Source organism: Lentzea sp. NPDC051213 (assembly GCF_044455585.1).
GTDB lineage: Bacteria > Actinomycetota > Actinomycetes > Mycobacteriales > Pseudonocardiaceae > Lentzea.
Genome location: NZ_JBITEX010000005.1, coordinates 388019 through 409353 on the forward strand (window position 1 = coordinate 388019; position 21335 = coordinate 409353).

The 21335-nt window shown below is 64.9% G+C and carries 26 protein-coding genes and 1 tRNA gene; 17 read left to right on the top strand and 10 right to left on the bottom strand.

Annotated elements, in window-relative coordinates; all coding sequences use genetic code 11:
- The first annotated feature begins 76 nt into the window (after nt 1-76).
- Nucleotides 77-550 carry a DUF6328 family protein gene (locus ACIA8G_RS24260; RefSeq protein WP_396420941.1) on the top strand — a complete coding sequence of 158 codons (474 nt, stop codon included), beginning with the start codon at nt 77-79 and terminating at the stop codon, nt 548-550.
- Here ACIA8G_RS24260 and ACIA8G_RS24265 read toward each other — a convergent pair.
- On the bottom strand, nt 515-1216 hold the full coding sequence (locus ACIA8G_RS24265; RefSeq protein WP_396420942.1) for a hypothetical protein: 702 nt from the start codon (nt 1214-1216) through the stop codon (nt 515-517). The genes ACIA8G_RS24260 and ACIA8G_RS24265 overlap by 36 nt on opposite strands.
- Before the next feature lie 161 nt (nt 1217-1377).
- On the opposite strand from ACIA8G_RS24265, the gene ACIA8G_RS24270 reads away from it, so the two are divergent.
- Entirely contained in the window at nt 1378-2343 is a 966-nt protein-coding gene (locus tag ACIA8G_RS24270; protein ID WP_396420943.1) for an NAD(P)-dependent alcohol dehydrogenase, read from the top strand.
- Nucleotides 2344-2352: 9 nt separating this feature from the next.
- On the opposite strand, the gene ACIA8G_RS24275 is transcribed toward ACIA8G_RS24270, so the two are convergent.
- Nucleotides 2353-2565 carry a hypothetical protein gene (locus ACIA8G_RS24275; protein WP_396420944.1) on the bottom strand — a complete coding sequence of 71 codons (213 nt, stop codon included), beginning with the start codon at nt 2563-2565 and terminating at the stop codon, nt 2353-2355.
- A gap of 452 nt (nt 2566-3017) precedes the next feature.
- Here ACIA8G_RS24275 and ACIA8G_RS24280 point away from each other — a divergent pair, with 452 nt between their 5' ends.
- The gene (locus ACIA8G_RS24280; protein WP_396420945.1) at nt 3018-4454 is read left to right on the top strand and encodes an MDR family MFS transporter; all 1437 of its coding nucleotides are present in this window, start codon (nt 3018-3020) and stop codon (nt 4452-4454) included.
- Between the two features lie 402 nt (nt 4455-4856).
- On the opposite strand, the gene ACIA8G_RS24285 is transcribed toward ACIA8G_RS24280, so the two are convergent.
- From ACIA8G_RS24285 to ACIA8G_RS24295, 3 genes are all read right to left on the bottom strand, one after another.
- A complete protein-coding gene (locus tag ACIA8G_RS24285) occupies nt 4857-5438 on the bottom strand; it encodes a hypothetical protein (protein WP_396420946.1) in 582 nt (193 codons plus the stop codon).
- A gap of 15 nt (nt 5439-5453) precedes the next feature.
- Nucleotides 5454-5588 carry a hypothetical protein gene (locus ACIA8G_RS24290; RefSeq protein ID WP_396420947.1) on the bottom strand — a complete coding sequence of 45 codons (135 nt, stop codon included), beginning with the start codon at nt 5586-5588 and terminating at the stop codon, nt 5454-5456.
- Nucleotides 5589-5678: 90 nt separating this feature from the next.
- Nucleotides 5679-5954, bottom strand: a complete 276-nt coding sequence (locus ACIA8G_RS24295; RefSeq protein ID WP_396420948.1) for a hypothetical protein — start codon at nt 5952-5954, stop codon at nt 5679-5681.
- 1205 nt (nt 5955-7159) lie between these two features.
- Between ACIA8G_RS24295 and ACIA8G_RS24300 the strand changes: the two genes are divergently transcribed.
- The 3 genes from ACIA8G_RS24300 to ACIA8G_RS24310 are packed head-to-tail and all read left to right on the top strand — an operon-like array spanning nt 7160 to nt 9094.
- The gene (locus ACIA8G_RS24300) at nt 7160-7780 is read left to right on the top strand and encodes a hypothetical protein (RefSeq protein ID WP_396420949.1); all 621 of its coding nucleotides are present in this window, start codon (nt 7160-7162) and stop codon (nt 7778-7780) included.
- A complete protein-coding gene (locus ACIA8G_RS24305; RefSeq protein WP_396420950.1) occupies nt 7780-8319 on the top strand; it encodes a hypothetical protein in 540 nt (179 codons plus the stop codon). Before ACIA8G_RS24300 ends, ACIA8G_RS24305 begins: the two co-directional genes overlap by 1 nt.
- Nucleotide 8320: 1 nt before the next feature.
- On the top strand, nt 8321-9094 hold the full coding sequence (locus ACIA8G_RS24310) for a hypothetical protein (protein ID WP_396420951.1): 774 nt from the start codon (nt 8321-8323) through the stop codon (nt 9092-9094).
- On the opposite strand, the gene ACIA8G_RS24315 is transcribed toward ACIA8G_RS24310, so the two are convergent.
- Both ACIA8G_RS24315 and ACIA8G_RS24320 read right to left on the bottom strand, forming a co-directional pair.
- On the bottom strand, nt 9087-9557 hold the full coding sequence (locus tag ACIA8G_RS24315; protein WP_396420952.1) for an NUDIX hydrolase: 471 nt from the start codon (nt 9555-9557) through the stop codon (nt 9087-9089). The two genes, ACIA8G_RS24310 and ACIA8G_RS24315, sit on opposite strands and share 8 nt — an antisense overlap.
- 9 nt (nt 9558-9566) lie before the next feature.
- Nucleotides 9567-10310 carry a DUF5919 domain-containing protein gene (locus tag ACIA8G_RS24320; protein ID WP_396420953.1) on the bottom strand — a complete coding sequence of 248 codons (744 nt, stop codon included), beginning with the start codon at nt 10308-10310 and terminating at the stop codon, nt 9567-9569.
- Between the two features lie 159 nt (nt 10311-10469).
- Between ACIA8G_RS24320 and ACIA8G_RS24325 the strand changes: the two genes are divergently transcribed.
- From ACIA8G_RS24325 to ACIA8G_RS24360, 8 genes are all read left to right on the top strand, one after another.
- Nucleotides 10470-10922 (top strand): hypothetical protein, encoded by a 453-nt coding sequence (locus tag ACIA8G_RS24325; RefSeq protein WP_112275217.1) that lies wholly within the window; start codon nt 10470-10472, stop codon nt 10920-10922.
- An 8-nt stretch (nt 10923-10930) separates the two neighbouring features.
- On the top strand, nt 10931-11167 hold the full coding sequence (locus ACIA8G_RS24330; protein ID WP_359842812.1) for a hypothetical protein: 237 nt from the start codon (nt 10931-10933) through the stop codon (nt 11165-11167).
- Nucleotides 11154-11405, top strand: coding sequence for an AMED_5909 family protein (locus tag ACIA8G_RS24335; protein WP_359842814.1), 252 nt, complete (start codon nt 11154-11156; stop codon nt 11403-11405). The genes ACIA8G_RS24330 and ACIA8G_RS24335 overlap by 14 nt, the downstream gene beginning before the upstream one ends.
- Before the next feature lie 222 nt (nt 11406-11627).
- Nucleotides 11628-11846, top strand: a complete 219-nt coding sequence (locus tag ACIA8G_RS24340; protein WP_396420954.1) for a hypothetical protein — start codon at nt 11628-11630, stop codon at nt 11844-11846.
- 89 nt (nt 11847-11935) lie between these two features.
- The gene (locus ACIA8G_RS24345; RefSeq protein ID WP_396420955.1) at nt 11936-13306 is read left to right on the top strand and encodes an FtsK/SpoIIIE domain-containing protein; all 1371 of its coding nucleotides are present in this window, start codon (nt 11936-11938) and stop codon (nt 13304-13306) included.
- The gene (locus ACIA8G_RS24350) at nt 13303-14907 is read left to right on the top strand and encodes a replication initiator (protein ID WP_396420956.1); all 1605 of its coding nucleotides are present in this window, start codon (nt 13303-13305) and stop codon (nt 14905-14907) included. Before ACIA8G_RS24345 ends, ACIA8G_RS24350 begins: the two co-directional genes overlap by 4 nt.
- Before the next feature lie 16 nt (nt 14908-14923).
- Nucleotides 14924-15118: a helix-turn-helix domain-containing protein gene (locus ACIA8G_RS24355; RefSeq protein ID WP_396420957.1), complete on the top strand. Its 195-nt coding sequence runs from the start codon at nt 14924-14926 to the stop codon at nt 15116-15118.
- Nucleotides 15118-16329 carry a tyrosine-type recombinase/integrase gene (locus ACIA8G_RS24360; protein ID WP_396420958.1) on the top strand — a complete coding sequence of 404 codons (1212 nt, stop codon included), beginning with the start codon at nt 15118-15120 and terminating at the stop codon, nt 16327-16329. The genes ACIA8G_RS24355 and ACIA8G_RS24360 overlap by 1 nt, the downstream gene beginning before the upstream one ends.
- Nucleotides 16330-16411: 82 nt before the next feature.
- On the opposite strand, the gene ACIA8G_RS24365 is transcribed toward ACIA8G_RS24360, so the two are convergent.
- A tRNA-Lys gene (locus ACIA8G_RS24365) sits at nt 16412-16484 on the bottom strand.
- A 187-nt stretch (nt 16485-16671) separates the two neighbouring features.
- Between ACIA8G_RS24365 and ACIA8G_RS24370 the strand changes: the two genes are divergently transcribed.
- Both ACIA8G_RS24370 and ACIA8G_RS24375 read left to right on the top strand, forming a co-directional pair.
- Nucleotides 16672-17739, top strand: a complete 1068-nt coding sequence (locus ACIA8G_RS24370) for an aldo/keto reductase (RefSeq protein ID WP_396420960.1) — start codon at nt 16672-16674, stop codon at nt 17737-17739.
- A 99-nt stretch (nt 17740-17838) separates the two neighbouring features.
- Complete coding sequence (locus tag ACIA8G_RS24375; RefSeq protein ID WP_396420961.1) at nt 17839-18966, top strand: serine hydrolase domain-containing protein; 1128 nt, start codon at nt 17839-17841, stop codon at nt 18964-18966.
- 26 nt (nt 18967-18992) lie between these two features.
- Here the strand turns inward: ACIA8G_RS24375 and ACIA8G_RS24380 are convergent, their stop codons facing one another.
- Both ACIA8G_RS24380 and ACIA8G_RS24385 read right to left on the bottom strand, forming a co-directional pair.
- A complete protein-coding gene (locus ACIA8G_RS24380) occupies nt 18993-19904 on the bottom strand; it encodes a CobW family GTP-binding protein (protein WP_396420962.1) in 912 nt (303 codons plus the stop codon).
- An 11-nt stretch (nt 19905-19915) separates the two neighbouring features.
- Entirely contained in the window at nt 19916-20728 is an 813-nt protein-coding gene (locus ACIA8G_RS24385) for a TIGR03619 family F420-dependent LLM class oxidoreductase (protein WP_396420963.1), read from the bottom strand.
- Nucleotides 20729-20801: 73 nt separating this feature from the next.
- Between ACIA8G_RS24385 and ACIA8G_RS24390 the strand changes: the two genes are divergently transcribed.
- Nucleotides 20802-21332: a hypothetical protein gene (locus ACIA8G_RS24390; protein WP_396420964.1), complete on the top strand. Its 531-nt coding sequence runs from the start codon at nt 20802-20804 to the stop codon at nt 21330-21332.
- Nucleotides 21333-21335: the final 3 nt, after the last annotated feature.

The following is a 21335-nucleotide window of genomic DNA, read 5'->3' on the forward strand; positions in this document are numbered from 1 at the left end:
GTCCTGATGGCCGCACTCCGCCATTTCTGGGACACGAACGGAGTTTCAACCGGCCCTCAGCGGGTACGTGGATGACGTGAGTGAAGCCGAGGAATCCGACCAACGCAGGCTCGCCCGCAACGTCAACGAGCTGCTGCAAGAACTACGGGTGGCCCAGGCAGGCGTGCAGATCCTGTTCGGCTTCCTGCTCTCGATCGCGTTCACCGAGAAGTACTCGTCCGTCGGCGCCTACATCCGCGTCACTCACCTGGTCACGGTCCTCTGCGCCGCCATCGCGGTCGCCTTCCTGACCGCCCCGGCCGCCTGGCACCGCGTCCTCTTCCGCCAGGGCCGCCGGGAGGACGTGGTCACCTCCGGCAACACGTTCGCCCTGATCGGCCTGGCCTTCCTGGCGCTGGCCATGACCGGCACCGTCCTCCTGCTGGCCGAGGTGATCATCGGCGGCTGGCCGTCCATCGTCGTGGGCGTGATCGCGTTCGCCGTCTTCGCGGGCCTCTGGTTCACCTGGCCGCTCTCAACCAAGCGAGCTGAGCAGCGCGAGCGCCCCTAGCCCGACCGCCACCGGCACCGCCGTGATGACGCTCCGCCTGCTGGGCCGCGGCTGCCTCCTGAGGGTCCGAATCCCCAACGGCACCAACGCGACGCACAACCCGACCGTCCCCACGATCGACAACAGCTCGGTGCCCTTCAACACCCCGAGCGGCAGCAACCCCATGCACCCCAACGCGACCGCCCAGGGCGCCTTCAGCACTCCGCCGAGGTAGGCGGCGATGGCCAGCACGAACCAGCCGAACATGATCGTGAAGGACAGGAAGCTGAACAGGTGCAGGTCCTGGTACCCGCGCGCCACCAGATCCGTGGCTCCCTGAACACCCAGTTGACTGGTAGCGCTGAACGCCGCCTGATCCACCCCGGCGTGAAACGTCCGCTCGAACAGCCCCACTGTCACCAGCACGCCGGCCCACGCGGCCCACCCAGGCCTGCGCACCCCGATCTCCTGGGCGAGCACCGCCACCGCCGGCCACATCACCACGTTCCCCGCCAAGAACGCCGTGTAGGCCGCCTTGACCAGCGTCGGATGCTCGGCCACGGCCAGCAACTGGTCTGGGAAGAAGAAGTTGAAAGGCGCCCTCAACAACGTGCCCACCAGCAACAACACCGGCCCGAGCACCAGCGCCGTGCCGCCCACCCACCCGTTCGGGAACTTGTACGTCATGGCTGAAAAGCTGCCAGCGTTGCGACTGCGGCGGATCGGCCCGCGGTCCGAGCCTCGTTGTCGGACCACGGTCTGAGGCCCCTTAGGGGAGCGCCCTGCTTTCTCCCTGATTAGCGAATCCGTCCAGGTGCAAACAGTCGCAGCAGCCCTACCGTCACCCCATGAGAGCCGCCGTGCACACGAGGTTCGGCCATCCCGACGTCGTCCAGGTCGTCGACGCACCACTACCCGTCCTGCGCGCAGGGGACGTCCTGATCAAGGTCCACGCCACCACCGTGACGTCGGCGGAAACCGCGATGCGCCGCGGCGAACCGTTGTGGGGCCGCGTGATCCTCGGCCTCCGCCGCCCGCGCCGAAGACTCCGGACCCTGGGCCTGGAGGTGTCCGGCGTGGTCGAGTCGACCGGCCCGGCCGTGACCGGCTTCCGCCCAGGCGACGAGGTCTTCGGCTTCACCGGCTTCGCAGTGGGCGGCCACGCCGAATACGTCCGCCTGCCGGCCAACGGTTCCCTGGCGAGGAAACCGGCCAACCTGACGTTCGCCGAGGCAGCCGCCGCAGTGGACGGCGCTTCGACCGCACTGTTCTTCCTGCGCGACAAGGCAAAGGCGCGCCCCGGCCAGCGCGTGCTGATCAACGGCGCCGCAGGCAGCATCGGCACCTACGCCGTCCAACTGGCCAAGCACCTCGGCGCGGAGGTAGTCGGCGTGTGCGGCCCGGCCAACGTCGACCTGGTGCAGTCCCTCGGCGCGGACGAGGTGATCGACTACACCGCCCGCGACTTCACCGCCGACCTCGACTCCTACGACGTCGTCTTCGACACCGTCACGAAGAGCTCGTTCAGCAAAGCGCGCCACGCACTGCGCAAAGACGGCAAGTACATCCCCACCACGGGCCTCACGAACAACCTGTGGGCCCTGTACACATCCTTGCTAGCTGACAAGCGAGTCGTCACCGGCATGTCGGTGAACAAACGCGCGCTGCTGCCCGTGATCAGAGACCTGATCGAAGCCGGGCAGCTGCGAGTCGTCGTCGACCGAACCTATCCGCTGGCGCAGATCGCCGAGGCACACCGATACGTCGACTCAGGCCACAAACGCGGCAACGTGGCCATCACCGTCGTCGACTGAGCCTCGTCGTCACCGTCGCGGGGCAGCGTGAGCCGCGGCCCGGTACTCGCCGACGAGCCGGAAGAACACGTCGAGCGGGTCGTCCATGCCGGCGTTCTCCTCGATGGCATAAGCCCAGCCGCTGGCCATGCGCCAGCCGTAGCGGGCATAAAGCCAGTCGCCGAAACCGCCACGAGGACCGAACGGGAACGGTTCAGTGATGCCGTGGACTTCCAGGGCCATGCCATAACCCCAGAGCGTGGTCTCGAGCTCTCGGAGCTGGCGACCCCGAACCCACACCCCAGGTCTGAGCCGGATCTGTTCGAGCAGGTCGTAAGCGTCGACGCACTCGCTGAGGGGCGCAGGTCTAGGTCGGTCGGTTGCAGACACAACCAGAGTCTACGGAGGAGCGACAGCCCTGAGCAGGCCCGTCAGCTAAGACCTCGTACCGGGCTGTTCAGATCCCTTCGGATCAAGTGTCGATTCGCGGCCTCGCCGTTCGACGAGTTGTTAGACGGACAAGGACCCGGTCCGCCAACGGCGAAAATCGGGTGAGACGGCGCAGCGATTGCGGAACACTCAGCAAGACCGATGAGTTCCGCCAGATCTGCCGGTCTCTACCGGTGTCACGAAGAACGTTGACGCCGGCGGCCTTGGCCGCGACGCGACTGCCAGAAACCTAGTGAGGTCCTGACATGCCTGCTGCGATCCAAGACCGACCGACCGCCCAAGCGGGCCGAACACCACTGGTGGTCCGCCTGCTGGTGCTGGCCACGTTCGTCGTGATCCTGAACGAGACGCTCATGATCAACGCGATCCCGCGGTTGATGGAGTCGTTGCACGTAACCGAGCAGGCCGCGCAGTGGGTGTCCACCGCGTTCATGCTCACCATGGCCGCAGTGATCCCGGTGACCGGCTGGTTCCTGCAACGGGTCACCACCCGCCAGGGCTACGCGATCGCGATGGGCGTGTTCCTGACGGGAACGGCCCTGTCCGCCGCAGCGCCGACCTTCACCGTGCTGCTGCTAGGCCGAATCGTGCAGGCAGCGGGCACGGCCGTGATGATGCCGCTGCTCATGACCACGCTGATGACCGTCGTGCCCGAAAACGACCGAGGCCGCGTGATGGGCAACGTGACGCTGGCGATCTCAGTCGCCCCCGCACTGGGCCCCGCCGTCTCCGGCCTGATCCTGCAACTGGGCTCCTGGCGCCTGCTGTTCGTGGCCGTCCTGCCGATCGCGGGTGCCGTGACCTACTTCGGCCTGCGCCAGCTGACCAACATCGGCGAACCGCAGGTGAGCAACATCGACTGGTTCAGCGCGGCCGCGGCCACCCTCGGCTTCGGCGGCCTGGTCTACGGCCTGAGCCTGTTCGGCGAACGCGACGCCAACCTCGGCCCGAGCATCGGCATCACCATCGCCGGCGCCGCGACCATCGCGATCTTCGTGCGCCGCCAGCTCAAGCTCCAGCGCACCGGCGCCCCGTTGATGGACCTGCGAACCCTCAAGCACCGCACGTTCGCCCTGGCGCTGACCCTCATGTGCGTCGCGTTCCTGGCGATGATGGGTTCGATGATCCTGCTGCCGCTCTACCTGCAGAACCTCCGCGGCCTGACCCCGTTGCAGACCGGTCTGCTGCTCATGCCGGGTGGCCTGGCCATGGGCGTGCTGGGACCGACAGTCGGAAAGCTGTACGACCGCTTCGGCAGCCGGCGGCTCGTGCTGCCCGGATCGATCGGCATCGTGCTCTCCCTCGCCGGGTTCACCCAGGTCTCGATGTCGATGCCGTACTGGCAGGTGCTGGGCCTGCACGCGCTGCTGATGGTGAGCCTGGCGGCGACGTTCACCCCGATCTTCACCGTCGGCATGGGCGCGCTCCCGCCGAACATGTACCCGCACGGCAGCTCGATCCTCGGCACCTTGCAACAGGTGGCGGCGGCTTTGGGGACTGCGCTGGTGGTGACTGTGATGTCCGCGCGGACTGGGCAGTTGGTCGCTGACGGTGCCGGTGCGGTGGCTGCGCAGTTGAGCGGGATGAAGGTGGCCTTCGTGGTCGCGACCGTTCTCGCTGCGGCGACGATCGTGGTCGCGGCCCTGCTGCCGAAGCAGGCTGCTGCGGCCTCCGACGCCTGAACGCGGGTGGGGCCCCGGACATGTCCAGTCCAGGGCCCCGGTTGGCCGCCCATTTGCGCACACCAGCGACGTTTAAGAGTCGGATCAGTCCTTAGGTCGCCGCGCTCTGCCGTTGAGCTACGGCCGCATGATGAAGCGGCCAGCAGGATTTGAACCTGCACCTCGGCGAGTCTTGTCCGTTCTCGGGCGATCTGGCGTTCGGCGGAAATGCTGATCCTGGAGCGAGAGTCTGAGCTTGATCCCGGCTGCCTCTGCCATTTGGGCTATCCCGGCGCGATGGTGCCGGGAGAGGGATTCGAACCCCCGCTGTGACCGAGTGGTTCAGGCTGACGTTTCAGTTTCAGCTTTCACGCTCCCATTGGGAGCGCAACCCCCGCGCTCCAGCGGGGGAGTCTGTCGACGCTACCTAAACAGGTAGCCGAAGACCACCTCACCAACACGCTGGTCGGTGATCTCCATGTTGTTGGCTTCCTCGCGGGCGAACTTCACCGCGTGCTGCAACTTCTCCACCCGGTCGACGAGTTCGTTGACCCGCCGGGCAGGCAGCGAACCGGAGAACTTCACGGTGTTCCAGTAGCCCACCGGAATGTCCTCGTAGTACACCTCGACCTGAGCCGGGTGCTTCTCCGTGGCCTCGGCCTTGACGTGGTTGCGCGGCACCTTCTTGGTGCGGATGGTCCGGACCTGCTCGGTGCGCCAGTAGTCAGCGGACTCGTCGAAGTTCCAGTCCTCGGCCGCATCCAGCAGGGGCAGCTTCTTCACGAAGGTGTGCAAGTCGGTCAGCTGCTTCTCGAGGAAGAGCAGGTACGACACGGGCACATCGCGAAGCAACGTCTGCCCGTCGACGACGACATCAGCCTTCGCAACGCAGTTGGCCCAGTCCTTGGTAGCCGTGACGTCGAAGAGCCGAGTCATCACCGCGGCGGTCTTCCGCAGCACGTCCTCGGCCTTGACCTGCACGCGAGTGGACTCCGGCGGCAACACCTCGCCGTCCTCGTCCTACGGCTGGTACGTCCGGGAGATACCGGCCAGCAGCGCGGGCTTCTGCAGCCCGTGATGCGCGTCGGTGAGGTCCCGAAGCGTGCCTCCCTTGACACTCTTCTCCACCGCGATGATCTGGTTCAGCTTCGTCATGCCGCACCCCCCTTTGGTCTCGCGCACCCTACTCAGTGAAAAGCCATGCCTGCACCCGATTTTGGCTCGCTGCAGCGTCGCTGGCCGTTGTCATGCTGGCGGCGTCGGGGTGACGCTCGCCCTGAAGTCAGCCAGCCACTCAGCTATCTGCTCGTCGTCGTGCAAGTAGGGCATGTCGGGCCCGTGGCGGAGATCAACGCCGTGGAGTCGTGTGACCGCAGTTGTGACCGCGTCGTCGGCGATGTCGACGTCATCAGCCATTTGGGTAGCGGCCCACCGGTCGACCTCGTCGCGGCTCGCCTCACCTTTGAGAAGGCGCACAAACTGCAACTCGACATCGGCGCCGGACGGACCGGTGGAGTTCATGGGGAGCAGTCTGTCAGGGCATCGTCGCTGCGCTCCGACATGCGAAACCCCCAGGCCTGTGACCTGGGGGTTTGGTGGGCCGCCAGGGACTCGAACCCTGAACCCGAAGATTTTCGGAAGTCGGTCGGCGTTGTTTGCTGATCTTCGCCGACAGTGCTCGCTACCTGCACGGATGCGGTCTTGAACTGAGCACTGTGGACAGTCGCTTCTCGATCTTTGCCATCGTTTTCTGAGACTAAAGTGTGCCGTCGATCTTGGTCCTCTGATCGTCCACACCTCTGCCATCATCCCGACACTGAGCCTAGAACGCGGCCGGTGGCGTTGGGTCAAGGTACTCGTTCCAGCCTTGACGCAGCGTCGCCGGCCGTTGTCATGCTCGCGGCGTCGGGATGGCTCGGCCTAGTGCTCGTTGAGCGTCCCCGCGGCTTCGTCCTGGCCCCGATTCGGTGGCAAGGCGGCGCAGCCGTCGCGGCAGTCGAGCGCCGTGCCCAGCAGCCTCCGGTGACTCTGCTGGCGCTCGTAGGGAGCTGCTGGACGGCTCAGTTCTATGGGGTGGGCTCGTCGGTTGGGGCAAGGCCGGAGGACGGCGCGCAGCGCCGCCCGGCCGACCGGCGCAGCGAAGCGGATGCCGGGAGTGCCGGGATGGATGTTGTTCGCCGGAGGGACCGGGACGCGCCGCCAGCGGCGGCGCCTTGATCCTGTAGAGCCCAATTCGGCAGCAACTATCTGAAGTCTCGGCGCCGCCTAATAACGATCATGAAGTTGCTGGCCCGAACAGCACCGTCGGGTGCTGATGCGATCTCATCAGGGTGCTCCGCTACCCTGCTGTGCCTAGATGACGCGGTGATCTGCGATGGGAACGCGGGCTGCTGACCCATTGATGGATCGAATCTCTCAAGCCATTTGCCCTCTCTTGCATCCTGCGGTGCCTCTGACCACCTGAGCTGCGACTTCATGATGACCGGACTCGTGCGGCGCAATTGGTCTAGTCATCAAGATGGCTGATGTCAATCGTGCCATTAATGATCATCCGTCCGGGGCGGACGCCTGGCGTCAGAGCATGGCGGTGAGCTGCGGCTATGTGACGCGATCAGGCATGGCTTGCCTTAGTTCGACCGCTTCAATGGCACGGTCGCGGTGTGTCATGTTGCGATCATGAAATTGGTAGAAGTAGCCTGATGCCCTCGGAGTAGTGGAGTGATGCAATGGACGTAAGCGAGACGCTGAAGAAGGCGTGGGCGGCCGTGCAGGAAGCCGACTTGCCCGAAGTGATGCACGAGGTGGCGTTCCGCGAGGCAGTTCGACTCCTCGTGCCGACAGGGAACGGTTTGGCCGTTGTGCCGAGGGCGGGGAAGCTCAACGGCGATGCAACTGCTGAGCAGGCTGGCCGTTCGAACGGTGAGAACGCGAACGATAGTGGAACGCCGGGCGTGACTGAGAACGAGATGTACGACCTCGTTGTGCAGCAGACCAGTGTCGACCGTGAGAAATTGGAACGTATCGTCCATTTGGACGTCGATGGTCCTAGGATCAGCATTGCTGGTATCAAGCTCGGTAAGAACAACGCCGAGCGGACGCGGGTCGTCGCTCAAGTTCTGGCGATCACTCGCGGATTCGGCTTGGGTGAGAGTGACACTCCCCTAGAGGTTATTCGTGCTGAGTGTGACCGACTTAAGGTCTACGACTTGAACAACTTTTCTGCGCAAATGAAGGCCCTTAACGGCTACGTAATTACAGGTACAGGTCAGGGCCGGCGCCTGCGCGCGAAGGGGAATGGCATTTCGGCGTTCGCTGGTCTTGTGGACGACCTTGTGGGGACTGCCTGATGACTGACCCAGAGATCGGCGCCATGTCGGCGATTGCGGAGGCGATTGCTGATCTTGACGAAGCTGCCAAGGGTCGTGTCCTCAGGTGGGCGGCTGAGCGATACGCCGTGCCTCTGCCGACTGGTAGACAGCTGGCCGTCAGCGGGAATGGTGTTGGGGCGGGTATCGCAGAGGGACCTGCTTCAGTCTCTCGCGAGGAGGTCATGGAGGACGAGCCGGCCTTTGAGCACTTTGCTGAGTTGTTCGCGCTAGCGCAGCCGAAAACAGAGTCAGACAGGGCCTTGGTGGCTGCCTACTGGGTGCAGGTGCATAAGGGGCTAGGGCAGTGGGCGTCCCGGCTTCTCAACATCGAGTTGAAAAATCTCGGTAAAACCGTGCCGAACGTTACTGACTCGCTTACTCAGAACATGAGGAAGAAGCCGCCGCGTGTCATACAGCTGACGAAGTCAGGAAGTAGTAAGCAGGCCAACAAGACGTACAAGGTAACGAACGAAGGCATTGTCTACGTTCAAGGCATGCTGAATAGCGGGAACGTTTGACATGGGAATCGCGCCCGAGGATGCCTTCTCGGTTCTGCCTGTCACCCTGCGAGACGACCTGTTGTCGGCGTTCAATGAGATTGTGAAGAACTATCGAGAACGCCGCTGGGAGCCATCGGAGCTGAATGGCGGAAAGTTGTGTGAGGCTGTCTATACCATCTGTGTTGGATGGCTGGAAGGAGGGGCTTATCCGGCTCGGGCAAGTAAGCCGACGAATTTTCCTGACGCCTGCTGGAAGATGGCTAGTAACTATCCAAAAACCTCGACAAGTGGATCTGCGCGCGTCCTGATTCCCCGGATGATGCTCGGGCTATATGACATCAGGAATAATCGTGGGGTTGGTCACGCGGGCGGAGATGTTGACCCGAATCACATGGATGCCACGGCCGTTTTGTATACAGCTAAGTGGCTCGTAGCCGAACTTGTGAGGCTGCTGCACACGCTCACTACGGAGGACGCCACGGCCGTTGTTGAAGGCCTAATCGAGCGCGAGGTCGCATGGGTGTGGGCGCATGGTGACAAGAAGCGCGTATTGCGTACCGGTATGACGTGGAAGAATCAAACGCTTGTGCTGATGCTCACTGAAGCAGGTGACGTCGCTGAAGCGGACTTGGTCCGGTGGCTAGAGCATTCCAGTGTGGCAATCTTCCGCAGAGACGTGCTGCGGCCGATGCACAAGGCGCGAATGATCGATTACGACGCTGCTGGGCGGATGGTTCGACTGCTCCCTCCTGGTCTTTCGGCTGCTGAGGCTCTCGTAAACGGCTCTAGGTGAAGTAGGGTTCGGAGCGAGCTTCGAATCCGTGTTGCAGCCGCAGCCTGATCGAAGGATGGACGTTCAGCTCGTCGATCTGCTGCGGCTTAACCCAGAGAACCTCCTTGGATTCGCTGCTGATGGTCAAATGGCCGCCACGAAAGCGAGCTCGGAAACAGATAGAAAACTCTTGCCGTATCTCACCGTCGTCATATTCGATGACATGATCGGGATTCGAGTAGAGACCGATCAATCCGGTGACCTCAATGTCTACCCCGGTCTCCTCCTTAACTTCTCGAATCGCCGCTTGGGTCAGGGTTTCTCCGGCTTCCTGTTGGCCGCCAGGGATCGCGTACATGTCGTTGTCTGTGCGGCGAATCATCAGCAGCCGGCCTGTGTCGTCTTGGACGAAAGCGCTGACAGCGGGCCGGAGACTGTTGGCTTTCGGGGCGTTGGGGTCGTGGAAGTAGTCCACGCGGGCCATGTGGCTCCCTCAGAACGTTGCTGGCTTGGACAGATTCCAGACGTGCTCGAAGCTTTCAGAGTAGGTCTCGAAGAGATCGCCCGCAGCGAGCCGACGCAGATGTAGCGCCGGGGCGTGCGCGGCCTGGAAGCCGTAGACGTGTGTGTTTACGACCATCTCGTCGTCGAAGCGGAAGATCGAGTTGTAGAGCGTCGTCTTGTGGAAGCGCATCTCCACGCCATCCACATCGATCAGCGGGCGGTAGAACGCCAGCGCGTTGCGGATGCGGGACCCGAGCGTGCCCTTGCCAAGCTGCTCCTCGTCGCTGCGCTTGGCGACTTCGCGGCTGGCTGGATCGCCGAAGATCAGCCGGATGCGTGCACCGTTCGCGGCCTTGTTGGCGAGATCGCGCATGAACGTTGGCCGCTCCACCAGGAAGATGCCGGCGTGCACTAGCACCTCCACCTGCTGAGTGGCGTTGGTGATGAGGTGGTCCCACAGGTCCGCGGGGATCGAGTTCCGGTGTGGGTAGAGCTTGACCACCTCGGACTCGGTGATCTCGGCCTTCCTCTCCGGCGCAACCGCGTCTGGCCAGAGGTACGTCTCGGTCTCCTTGACCATCGATGCGATGGTGTTGCGGTGGCGCGGGTACGGCGCGCGGCCCTTCGTAATCCAGCGCTCGACGGTCTTCTGGTCGACGCCTGTGGCCTTCGCTACCTGCTCGTATGTAAGTCCGTTGCGCAGCAACGCATCTCGTAGTCGCTCGTTCGCCATGATCGCTTCCTGGGGGACGTCAGGGACGTCTTACGTTAGCCGGGACGTCTCTAGAAGTCCTGCTGTGCGGTGCTCCCGTCCTCGTTTTCAGCCGAAAGTCGTAGTCGTCGAGAACTTCAGGCAACGGGCCTGGACGACGTACACGACAGGAGAGCCACGATGGCGATCACAGGTGGGAGCAGGCTCCCTGCGGGTCACGACTTCGTGTTTCCCAGGGGCGCGCTCGTGATGGGCGTGGAGCCCGTGCTCAAGTTCCAGTCCGCCGACGAGCGGGCGAAGGGCCTGCCGGTGGAGCAGGAGAAGGACAAGGAGACCGGTCTCCTTGTGTGGTCCGTGCTGGTGATCGACCAGGCGGCGGAGCGCAAGACAGACGCAGTGGTCACCGTGAAGATCTCCGCGCCTCACCAGCCGGTGCCGCCGGAGGCTATCCCCGGAACGGACGTGCGGCCCGTGCTGTTCGAGGGGCTGACGGTCACGCCGTGGATCGATGACAAAGGTTGCCGCGCCACGCACGCTGGTGAGCGTCACCGGTGCCGGGCGAAGCTGGGCTACAGCCTGCGGGCGTCTGGCATGAAGCCGGTCGTCAGCAAGCCAGCCGCTAAGGCGGCGTGATGCCGGACATGGTGCGTGTCCATCTCACCGCCGGCGTGCCGATGCGTCCTCTCGCGATGCCGTTCGCCGATCGGATCGAGATTCGCCTCGGCAACGCCTTCCCCGCAGTGCTCGTGATCGACCGGGACGTCGTCCCGCAGCTGCGGGACGTGCTTGACCAGGCGTGGCGGGCACTTCAGGCATCGGCAGCTCGGCAGGACGGGCGGCACGCGCTCGCGGAGGAGGCGGGCGATGTCCGCAGTTGACGCTATGAGCTGGGGCGTCGCGGAGAAGGTGACGACGCTGAGCGAGGCGCACGACGTGCTGAGCAAGCTCATGCCCAACCCGAAGGCCGCGCCTGCGGTGCTGCGGGACTACTACCTCCGCTCCGCCGCCGTCTACGCGCGGGTCGCCGAGACCGATCGCAGCCATCACCACGAAGCCCTCTACTGGGCCAACCGTGAGCGCGAGAAGGGGGAGGAAATCCCGGCTTCCAAGCGCTAGATCAGTCCTGTTTAGACAGAACGCGTGACTCTGCTGGGTCATGCGGCGATGCCGCACATCTTGTTGCGGCGCAACGAGAACGTGAGACGCAGGAGCGGAACCCGGCTACCAACCTCGCCGCTCCTGCGTTGTCCACCCAACTGGGAGTGAACAACGATGAGCGTAGAGCCTGGGCGCATTCCTGCGCCAGACAGGGCCACGAAACAACTGCTGTGGGATCGGATGATCGCCAGCAAGCAGACCGTCTCCAGCTACGTCGTCATGCTCGACGGTGGCTCCTTGGAGACGCTGGAACTCACCGCCGCACAGGCCGAGGGTTTCGAGTGCCTGACCTGCAAGGCGCAGTGCACCACGGGCGCAGGCGCGTTCCAGCCTGTTGGGCGCATCCCGAGCGTTGGCAGCGTCTTCCAGTGCATCAAGTGCCTCGGCGGTGTGCGATGAATGGAAGCCGTTGGATCGACCCAGCGCCGTTCGAGGGCGCACGTCCTCAGTTCCCTTGGTGGGTATGGCTTCCCGGCTGGGTCAAGGCTGTGCTCGCACCGTTCGCTCTGCTGTGGCTGACTGGTCGCCTCGCTGTGAGGCTCGTGTTCCTCGCGGTCCGGTATCCGGTCGCCGTCACCGCCGGTCTCGGCAGCTACGCTGGCTATCGCCAGTTCGGGCTTTCGCCGCTGGTCCTGGCCCTGCTGTCTCTCGTGTGCGTGCTGGTCGTCTGGTACGGCCTCGATCGAGACTCGTTTATGAGGCACGGCTGGTATCGCGTCCTGACGGAGTGGCGGCGCTTGACGGTCTACGTGCCGCAGTGGCGCACGGTGGTGAGGCTCGCGGAGCTGACGAAGGACAGCCGCGGGAGGGAGTACCGCCCGAAGCTGCGCCGCGTCCGGTCTGAGGGCTGGCGGGACAAGGTACGGGTGCGGATGATCCCGGCGCAGTCTCCAGAGCAGTGGGAAGCGCGGCGGGACAACCTGGCGCACTCGTTCAACGCCCGGTCCTGCCGGGTTCGCGTGGTGCGGCCGAGCGTGCTTGAGCTCGACTTCATCCACTCTGATCCGCTCGCGCGTCCGGTTCCTGTTCCGCCGCTCGCGGAGGTTGGAGAGATTGATCTCAAACGCGTGGTCGTCGGTCGCACCGAGACCGGGAAGGCTTGGCGGCTGAGGCTGCTCGGCTCGCAGGTGCTCGTGGTCGGCGTGCCCGGCGCGGGCAAGGGCTCCGTGCTTTGGTCGATCGTCTGGCAGCTCGCCCCGGCCATCAAGGCCGGCGTGGTCCGCCTTGTCGGCGTCGATCCCAAGGGCGGCATGGAACTGGGGCAGTGCCCGGATGCGTTCGAGAAAGTCGTCTATGACAACGGGCCGGAAGCTGTTGCCCTGCTTGAAGAAATCGCCGCAGAGGTCAAGGAACGCGCCTCCCGATACCGGGGCATCCGGCGACTCTGGGTGCGCAACACTGGTGAGCCATTCACGGTCTTGATCGTGGACGAGCTGGCCGACTTGATCGCCTACCAGTCGGACCGAAACCTCCGCGAACGTGCCACGCGCGCCATCCAGACGATCACCTCGCAAGGTCGCGCACCCGGCTACGCCGTCGTGGGCCTGGTCCAGGACCCGCGCAAGGAGATCGTGGGCTTCCGGCACCTGTTCACCACCCGCGTGGCGCTTCGACTCGATGAGCCGGTCCAGGTGGACATGGTGCTTGGTGATGGTGTTCGGCAACGTGGCGCGGCTGCTCACGAGATCAGTGAGAACACGCCCGGTGTCGCCTGGCTCAAGGAAGACGGACAGCGCGAACCGGACCGAGCACGGGCCTTCCATGTCACGGATGCGGACCTGGTCGAGCTGGGCGCGTACCTCGCCCCCGCCACCGTGCACGAGTTCCCCGAACTGTCCGAGGGGAGCGCAGCAGCATGACCGAGTACCTGAACCGCTCGGAGCGGATGAAACAGCCGGCCGCGCTCGACGTCGCTCGGGCTGTCGCCGAAGAACACGGCGTCTGCGTCCGGCCGCTGGCCAAGGAACGGATCGACCTCGACACCGGACGCGTGGACATCGTGCCCGTGCCGTGCGGCTCGACGGTCGCCAGCGTGTGCCCCACGTGCGCAGAGAAGAACCGTCGCCTGCGGATGGCGCAGTGCCGCGAGGGATGGCACCTGACTGAGGAGCCGGACTTCACGCCGAACGCCCCAAACGACGATCAACGCGGATTGGCCGCGTACCGGGCTGACCTGGTCAAGGCCTTCCGCCTGGCTCTCGATGAGGGCGACGAGGTTGGCGCTGAGGAAGTGCGGGAAGAGGTCGCCGAGGTCGACGAAGAACTTCGGCAACTCGGAGTCCGCGGTTCACTCCCGTCTCTGGAAGCTCCGCTCAAGGCGGTCCGGAAGCGGTCGACCAAGCGGCGGCAGGACGCGGCCAACTTGCCTCGTCGGCCGGTCAGCAAGCGCACGGTCGGCAAGGTCTTCGGAGGCAAGTACCAGCCCTCGACGTTCCTCACGCTGACCCTCGACACCTACGGCAAGGTCCGCAGCGACGGAACGCCCGTCGACGCCTCGAGCTATGACTACCGCCGGGCTGCGCGAGACGCGGTGCACTTCGCGGCACTGCTGGACCGGTTCGTGCAGAACCTTCGTCGCTGTGTCGGCTGGGAGGTTCAGTACTTCTCCGCCGTCGAACCGCAGCGGCGGTTGGCTCCGCACTGGCACGCGGCGGTCCGCGGGAGCATCTCCCGTGCAGAGCTGCGGGCGGTCGCTGAAGCCACTTACCACCAGGTCTGGTGGCCTGCGCACGACGAGATCAAGTACAGCGGCGACAACCTGCCGGTGTGGGATGTCCGGGCCAAGGGCTTCGTTGATCCACAGACCCGAAGGGCCCTGCCTACCTGGGAAGACGCGCTTGACGCGGTCGAGCGTCCGGCACACGTCGCGCGATTCGGCATTCAAGTCCACTCCAAGGGCATCCTCGGCGGCACTGAGGAAGCCGGCCGCCACATCGGCTACCTCACGAAGTACCTGACCAAGAGCATCAACGAGTGCTTTGAGGCGCAGACGGCACGGCAGGAAGACCACGCCGAACGACTCTGCGCTGAGCTCGCGGTCACGCCCTGCTCACCGCAATGCCCTGTCTGGCTGCTCTACGGCGTCCAGCCTCGCGGAGCTCGGCTCTCGACGGTTCCAGGCAAGTGCAAGGGCAAGGCGCACAAGCGAACCACGCTAGGCGTCGCCGGTCGTCGCGTCCTGGTGTCGCGCAAGTGGTCCGGGAAGTCGCTCGCCGACCACAAGCACGACCGCAAGGCGTTCGTTCGGCAACTGCTCGCGGACGTCGGGATCAAGCCTGAGGACCAGGCCCAACGGGTCGTATGGAACAACGTGCAGCCCGGTGACCCGAACGTGCCGCCAAGGGCTCACCTGCTTCTGAGCGCCGTCGCAGAGCGCCGCAGGTGGAAGGCCGAATACACGGCCGCGCTGCTCGCATCAGCCGGACCGCCGGGGAGTTCGGCAACACCACAAGCTGCTTGATCTAGGGGGAAATATCATGGATGCACAACAGTTTGAGCCACTGTGGACAATCGGCGACGTTGCACTCTTCCTGAACATCCCGGTCCACACGCTCTACGGCTGGCGAACGAAGAACTACGGCCCGCCCGCACGGCGCTTGGGGAAGCACTTGCGGTACCTGCCGTCCGAGGTGCGGAGCTGGTTCGAGCACCTGCTTGAGGAGGCTGCCTGATGGGACGGCCACCTCTCGACATCGGCACCTATGGCGCGATTCGTTGCTACCAAGAGGCAAAGGGCTGGCGCGCCCAGACGAATTATCGCGACTACGACGGCCACACGCGGCCGGTGCAGCGGCGCGGGAAGACCAAGGCTGAGGCGGAGAGGAACCTCAAGAAGGCGTTGGCTGAGAGAAAGGCACCTGCCGGTGACGGGCTGACGCCTGACAGCCGGTTCAAGGAAGCTGCCGCTCTGTGGTTCGGCAAGTTTCAGGCGCTCGCCGATGCCGGCAAGAGGTCACCTGGCAGCGTCGACACTTACCGGAGCATTCTTGATCGGCACGTGTTGCCTGGCCTTGGTGAGCTGCGAATTCGTGAGATGACCGTGGCTCGGATCGACGCGTTCCTTCAGGCGTTGTGGCGGTCGGTCAGCGTCGATACTGCTAAGACGGCTCGATCGGTGCTCTCCGGGGCGCTGCGCATCGCGGTGAGGGACAAAGCGCTCGACACCAACCCGGTCCGCGAGACGGATCGGCTGGAGGCTGGGCGCAAGAAGAGTCCGCGGGCACTCACGCTGGAAGAACGGCTCTTGTGGCTCGAAATGCTGGAGTCGGACGAGCAAGCGGTGAAGTGGGACCTTCCTGACCTGTCGCGCTTCATGATGGCGACCGGTGTCCGGATCGGTGAGGCGCTGGCCGTCTACTGGGAGGACGTCGACTTCGAGGCGGGCACGGTCGCGGTGAACTACACCGTGATCCGGGCCAAGGGCATCGGGCTCATCCGGAAGTCCACGAAGACGGAGGCTGGAGAGCGCACGCTTCCGCTGCCTCGGTGGGCGCTGGACATGTTGAAGCGGCGGTATGCAGCGACCCTGTTCCCGAACGGGCCGGTTTTCCCGAGCAGCCTCGGAGGCCTGCGTGATCCGTCTAACGCTCGGAGGGACCTCCGCAAGGCTCGCGGCGGCGAACAGTTCGCGTGGGTCACCTCGCACGTCTTCCGGAAGACGGCGGCCACCATCCTCGATGAGGCTGGACTCTCCGCGCGACTGGTCGCGGACCAGCTCGGCCATGCCCGGCCCTCGATGACGCAGGACGTCTACTTCGCCCGCAAGGTGGTGGACAAGCGGGCTGCTGATGCTCTTGAGGGCGCGCTCGACAAGCCGAAACAGGACGCTGAAAAGGGCGAAGAAGACCAGGTCGACGACGGTCCGCCTGATGCCGCAGCTTGAGAGTCAGAGGGGTAAAGCGTGCCAAAGGTGTGCCAGCGCTCCGGACATGCGAAACGCCCAGGCCGTTGACCTGGGCGTTCAGTGGGCCGCCAGGGACTCGAACCCTGAACCCGAAGATTAAAAGTCTCCTGCTCTGCCAATTGAGCTAGCAGCCCTCGCCGGGACAGCCTACCGATCTCGACAGCCCGATGTCCTCCGGGTTGCCAACCTCACGGTTGACACCCCACCCCACCGCAACCAGAGAGGATCAGGCAAGAACCAAAGCGGATCGTCGTACCGCCAGAAACCACCACAGACCAGGCTCGAAGACGTCAAACAAGACGACGTCAAGGAGCCAGCAAGATGCCGCTCGACCACTACGAAACCCTAGGCCGCTCCGGACTCCGGGTAAGCCCCTTCGCACTAGGCGCGATGACGTTCGGCGAGGACCCAGGCGCCGCCGGCTGCAGCGTCGAGGAGTCCGAGAAGATCCTGCGCACCTACCTCGACCGCGGCGGGAACTTCATCGACACCGCCAACTTCTACACCAACGGGCACTCGGAGCGGATCCTCGGCGACTTCTTCGCCACGCACGGCAACAGGGATCGGGTGGTGCTCGCCAGCAAGTTCTTCGGCAACATGCACCCCGGCGATCCCAACGGGGGCGGGGCCGGCCGAAAGGCCATCAGGGACCAGTTGCACGAGACGTTGCGGCGGATGCGGACGGACTACCTGGACCTCTACTGGATGCACAACTGGGATCGGAACACCCCGATCGAGGAGACGCTCAAGACGCTCGACGAGTTGGTGGGATCGGGCAAGGTCCGGTACATCGGGTTCTCCAACACGCCTGCCTGGGTCACGGCCCAGGCGCAGACGATGGCGCTGCTCAACCGGTGGACGCCGTTGATCGCGTTGCAGGTCGAGTACTCGCTGCTGGCGCGGACGGTGGAGGGGGAGATCGCGCCGATGGCCACTGACATGGGGATGGCGCTGGTGCCGTGGAGTCCGCTGAAGAACGGGTTCCTGTCGGGCAAGTACCGGCGGAACGTGCAGGTCAGCGACTCGGAACGGGCCAAGTTCGTCGGAGGACCCACGGAGGACGAGTTCAAGGTCATCGACGTCGTGAACGAGATCGCCGCCAACCTGAACACCACGGCGGCGGCTGTGTCGCTGGCTTGGCTCAAGGCCAAGAAGACGGTGCCGATCATCGGGGCGCGCCGGCTGGAGCACCTGGAGAGCAACCTCGAGGAGGTCACGCTCACCAGCGAGCAGGTCCAGGCCCTGAACGACATCTCCGTGCCGGACCTGAACTACCCCGCACCGTTGCATGGCGCGACCAGGGCGATGCTGCAGTTCGCCGGCACGACGGTCGATGGCGAGGCGTCGACTGTGTATCCGTCGTTGTTGCAGAGCAGCGTTCGGTACTGAGGTGGAGCCTGCTCCACCTGGAGAACGGGAGCGTGCGTGACTGCGCGCGGCACCCGGTGATTGAGAGCGTTTCCTCATCGACGAACGGGGAGGCAGAGGATGAGGAAGACGCTGGTAGGAGTGCTGGCCGTGGCCATGTTGTGCACCGGCACGGCCATGGCCGCACCGGAGACTGCGCAGAACCCTGTGCAGCAAAGGCTTGACGGGCTTGTGAAGCAGCACGAATTCCCGGCCGCGCTTGCCACCACCACGGCGCCGAACGGCAGGACAACGTCGTTGACCTCCGGCACGTCCGAGCTCGGCAAGAACACGAAGGTGCCCAAGGACAGCCAGGTTCGCGCTGGCTCCAACACCAAGGCGTTCGTCGCCACCGTGGTCATGCAGCTCGTCGGGGAAGGCAAGGTCGAGCTCGACAAGCCGATCAACCAGTACCTGCCCAACGCCATCAAGGACGATCGGATCACCGTCCGGCAGCTCCTCAATCACACCAGCGGGCTCGCGAACTACAGCAACTACATGGGGCTGGACAAGTTCGAGGAGCTGCAGCACCGCTACTACGAGCCGCGGGAGCTGCTCGACATCGGCAACGCTCACCCGCCTACGCACGAGCCGGGCGCGAAGTTCAAGTACAGCAACACGAACTACGTGGTGCTCGGGCTGCTGATCCAGAAGGTCACCGGGCGGCCGGTTGCCGAGAACGTCGATCAACGGATCCTCGACAAGCTGAACCTCAAAGACACCTACTGGCCCGGCATCGGTGAGCAGGGCTTCCGGGGCAAGCATCCGCACGGGTACGCCAAGACGAGCAACGGCGTAAAAGACGTCACCGAGCTCGACCCCTCGTGGGGGTGGGCGGCCGGTCAGCTGATCTCCACCACGAAGGATCTCAACACCTTCTACCGTGCGCTCCTCAAGGGAGATTTGGTGCAGCAGAAGGAACTCAACGAGATGCGCAAGACCGTCGACACCGCGGGCGAGCTGTGGCCGGGCGCCGAGTACGGGCTTGGGATCGCCAGTTCGCCGCTGAGTTGTGGTGGCCGGTCCTGGGGTCACGGCGGTGACATCCCCGGCTATGAGACTCGTGGCGGGGTCACCGAGGACGGCAGGGCGTTCTCGGTCGCGGTCACCGCGCTGCCCGGCACCTTCCAGGACACGCCGGAAGAGGCGGCCAAGGCGCACGAGGCCGTTCTGGCCACTGTGGACAGTGCGTTGTGCGGCGCCAAGTGAAGGTCACCCCGCTCTGTGAGTGACGATCAGTCGCGGGCGTACCGGAGCACCCAGAGCATGTCCTGCTCGGTGACCGGTCCGTCCGCGACGCACGCCAGGAGCCAGTCCGTCAACGACTCCGGATCGATGCCCGCCCCGATCAGCACCAGCTGCGTCGGGGCGTCGTCGACTCGCGTGAACGAGACGGCGGCGCCGACCGTGTGCAGCATGAACGTGCCGCCGGCGAACCGCACGAAACCTTTGGTGCGGAACAACCCGGAGGGTCGAGCGGCCAAGAAGTCCATGAACAGCTTGGGATGCAGCGGCTCGTCGCACTCGAACGTCACGCTGTCGTAGGAAGCGTGGGCGTGCGTCGAGTGGTCGTCCAGATCGTCGAACGACAGCTGTCGTGGTCCCAGATCTGGCGGCCGCACCTCGAACAGCAACGCCGGGTCGATCTGCCCGTACGACACCGGAAGCACCGGCACGGAGCACGGCAGGGACGGCGGCTCGGACACCTGGTCGACCTTGTTCAGCACCACCAGATCCGCCAGCGAGAGATCCCGCGACAGGTGAGGCACGGCCGCGAACTCGACGGCGTCGACCACGTAGATCAGCCCGCCGTACGAGACCCCCGGCGCCTGCAGCACCATCCTGACCAGCGTCGACGGCTCGGCCAGCCCGGACGCCTCGATCACGATGACGTCCAGGTCCGCCGCTGAGAGCTTCGACAGCATCTCGTCCAGTTCGGAGCCGTCGACCGCGCAGCACAGGCAGCCGTTCGACAGCGACACCATCGAGTCGACCTGGGCCGACACCGCGAACGCGTCGATGTTGATCCGGCCGAAGTCGTTCACCACCACGCCGATCCGCGTGCCGCCGGATGTGCGCAGCAGGTGGTTGAGCAGTGTGGTCTTGCCGGAGCCGAGGAAGCCGGCGAGGACGACGACGGGGATCACGACGACCGAGGCTAGCCGGTGAACTCCGCATTCCTCTTCAGGACCTCGTCCACCGAGCCGTCGAACATCGGCGGGTAGATCACCAGTTCGTCCACGCCGAGGTCCGCGTACTCCGCGACCACGGCCGGAGTCAGCGGGACCGGCGCCGAAACGGAGATCCGGAAGCCGGAAGGCTGCTCGGGGAATCGTGAGAGGTGGCCGCGGATGTCCGATGGCGTCCCGATGCCGAACCAACCCTGGGCACGCGTGGCCGCGCGCCGCAGGGCCGCCGGGCTGTGCCCGCCGACCACCACGCGCACGTTCGACGGTCGCGGGTACGCGTCCACCCCGGAGAACGACACGAACTTGCCGGCGAACGACGGCGCCGGGGCGTGCCAGAGCTGGTCCATCGCGTCCAGGTACTCGTCGGTCCGCGCGCCCCGATCGTCGAACGACACCCCCACGGCGGTCATCTCGGGCTCCACGTAACCGGCGCCGACGCCCAGCGTGAACCGGCCGCCGCTCAAGTAATCGAGCGACGCGACCTGCTTCGCCAGCACCAGCGGATTGCGCTGCGGCAGGATCACGATGCCGGTGGCGAGCTGGAGCCTGGTCGTGGCCGCCGCCACGAAGCCCAGGTGCACGAGCGGATCCACGATCACGGTGTCCGGTTCGGACGGTGACGGGTCGACGCGCGGGCTCGGCAGCACCACGTGATCGGACGCCCACCACGAGTGATAACCGAGCGATTCGGCCAGCTGGGCGAGGCGTCGCGTCTCGTCCGGTCCTGCGGTGTCACCGATGTTCAGCCCCTGCACCCCGATGTCCATGATCAGAGCAACCATCGATTTGCATCGATCATTCCCGAAAACGCAACGGATTCGCTCCTCAACGCATCAGAATGTCGAGAAGGGGGTGATGATGACCGAGTTCCTGGCTGCCGCTTTGGCCTTCCCGACTGTCCTGTTCAGCCTCCTGGTGCTCGTCGTGCTGGCCTACTGGCTCACGGTGGTCCTGGTGGGCATCGACTTCGACGCCCCGGTGCTGCCGATCTCGATCTCGCTGTTCGTCGTGATCACGTGGTTCCTCGCGCTGGTCGGCACGGTGCTCACGCCCGAGAACAAGCTGCGCTGGGTCGTGCTGGCCGGTGCGCTGCTGCTCGGCGCGCTTGCCACGAAACTCGTGCTCATCCCGGTCAAGCGCTGGACGCGGCCGGAGAAACCCGCCTCTCGCAACGACTTCGTGGGTCGCACGGCGATCGTGCGGACGAGTCGCGTCACGGAGAACTACGGGCAGGCAGAGGTCACCGCCGACGACGGCGGCACGGCGGTCGTGCAGGTGCGGGCGGCTACGAGCACCGACCTCAAAGCGGGGGAAACCGCGCTGATCTTCGACTACGACGCCGAAGGCGAGTTCTTCTGGGTCGTCGACATCTCCACAGGGGGCTGAACA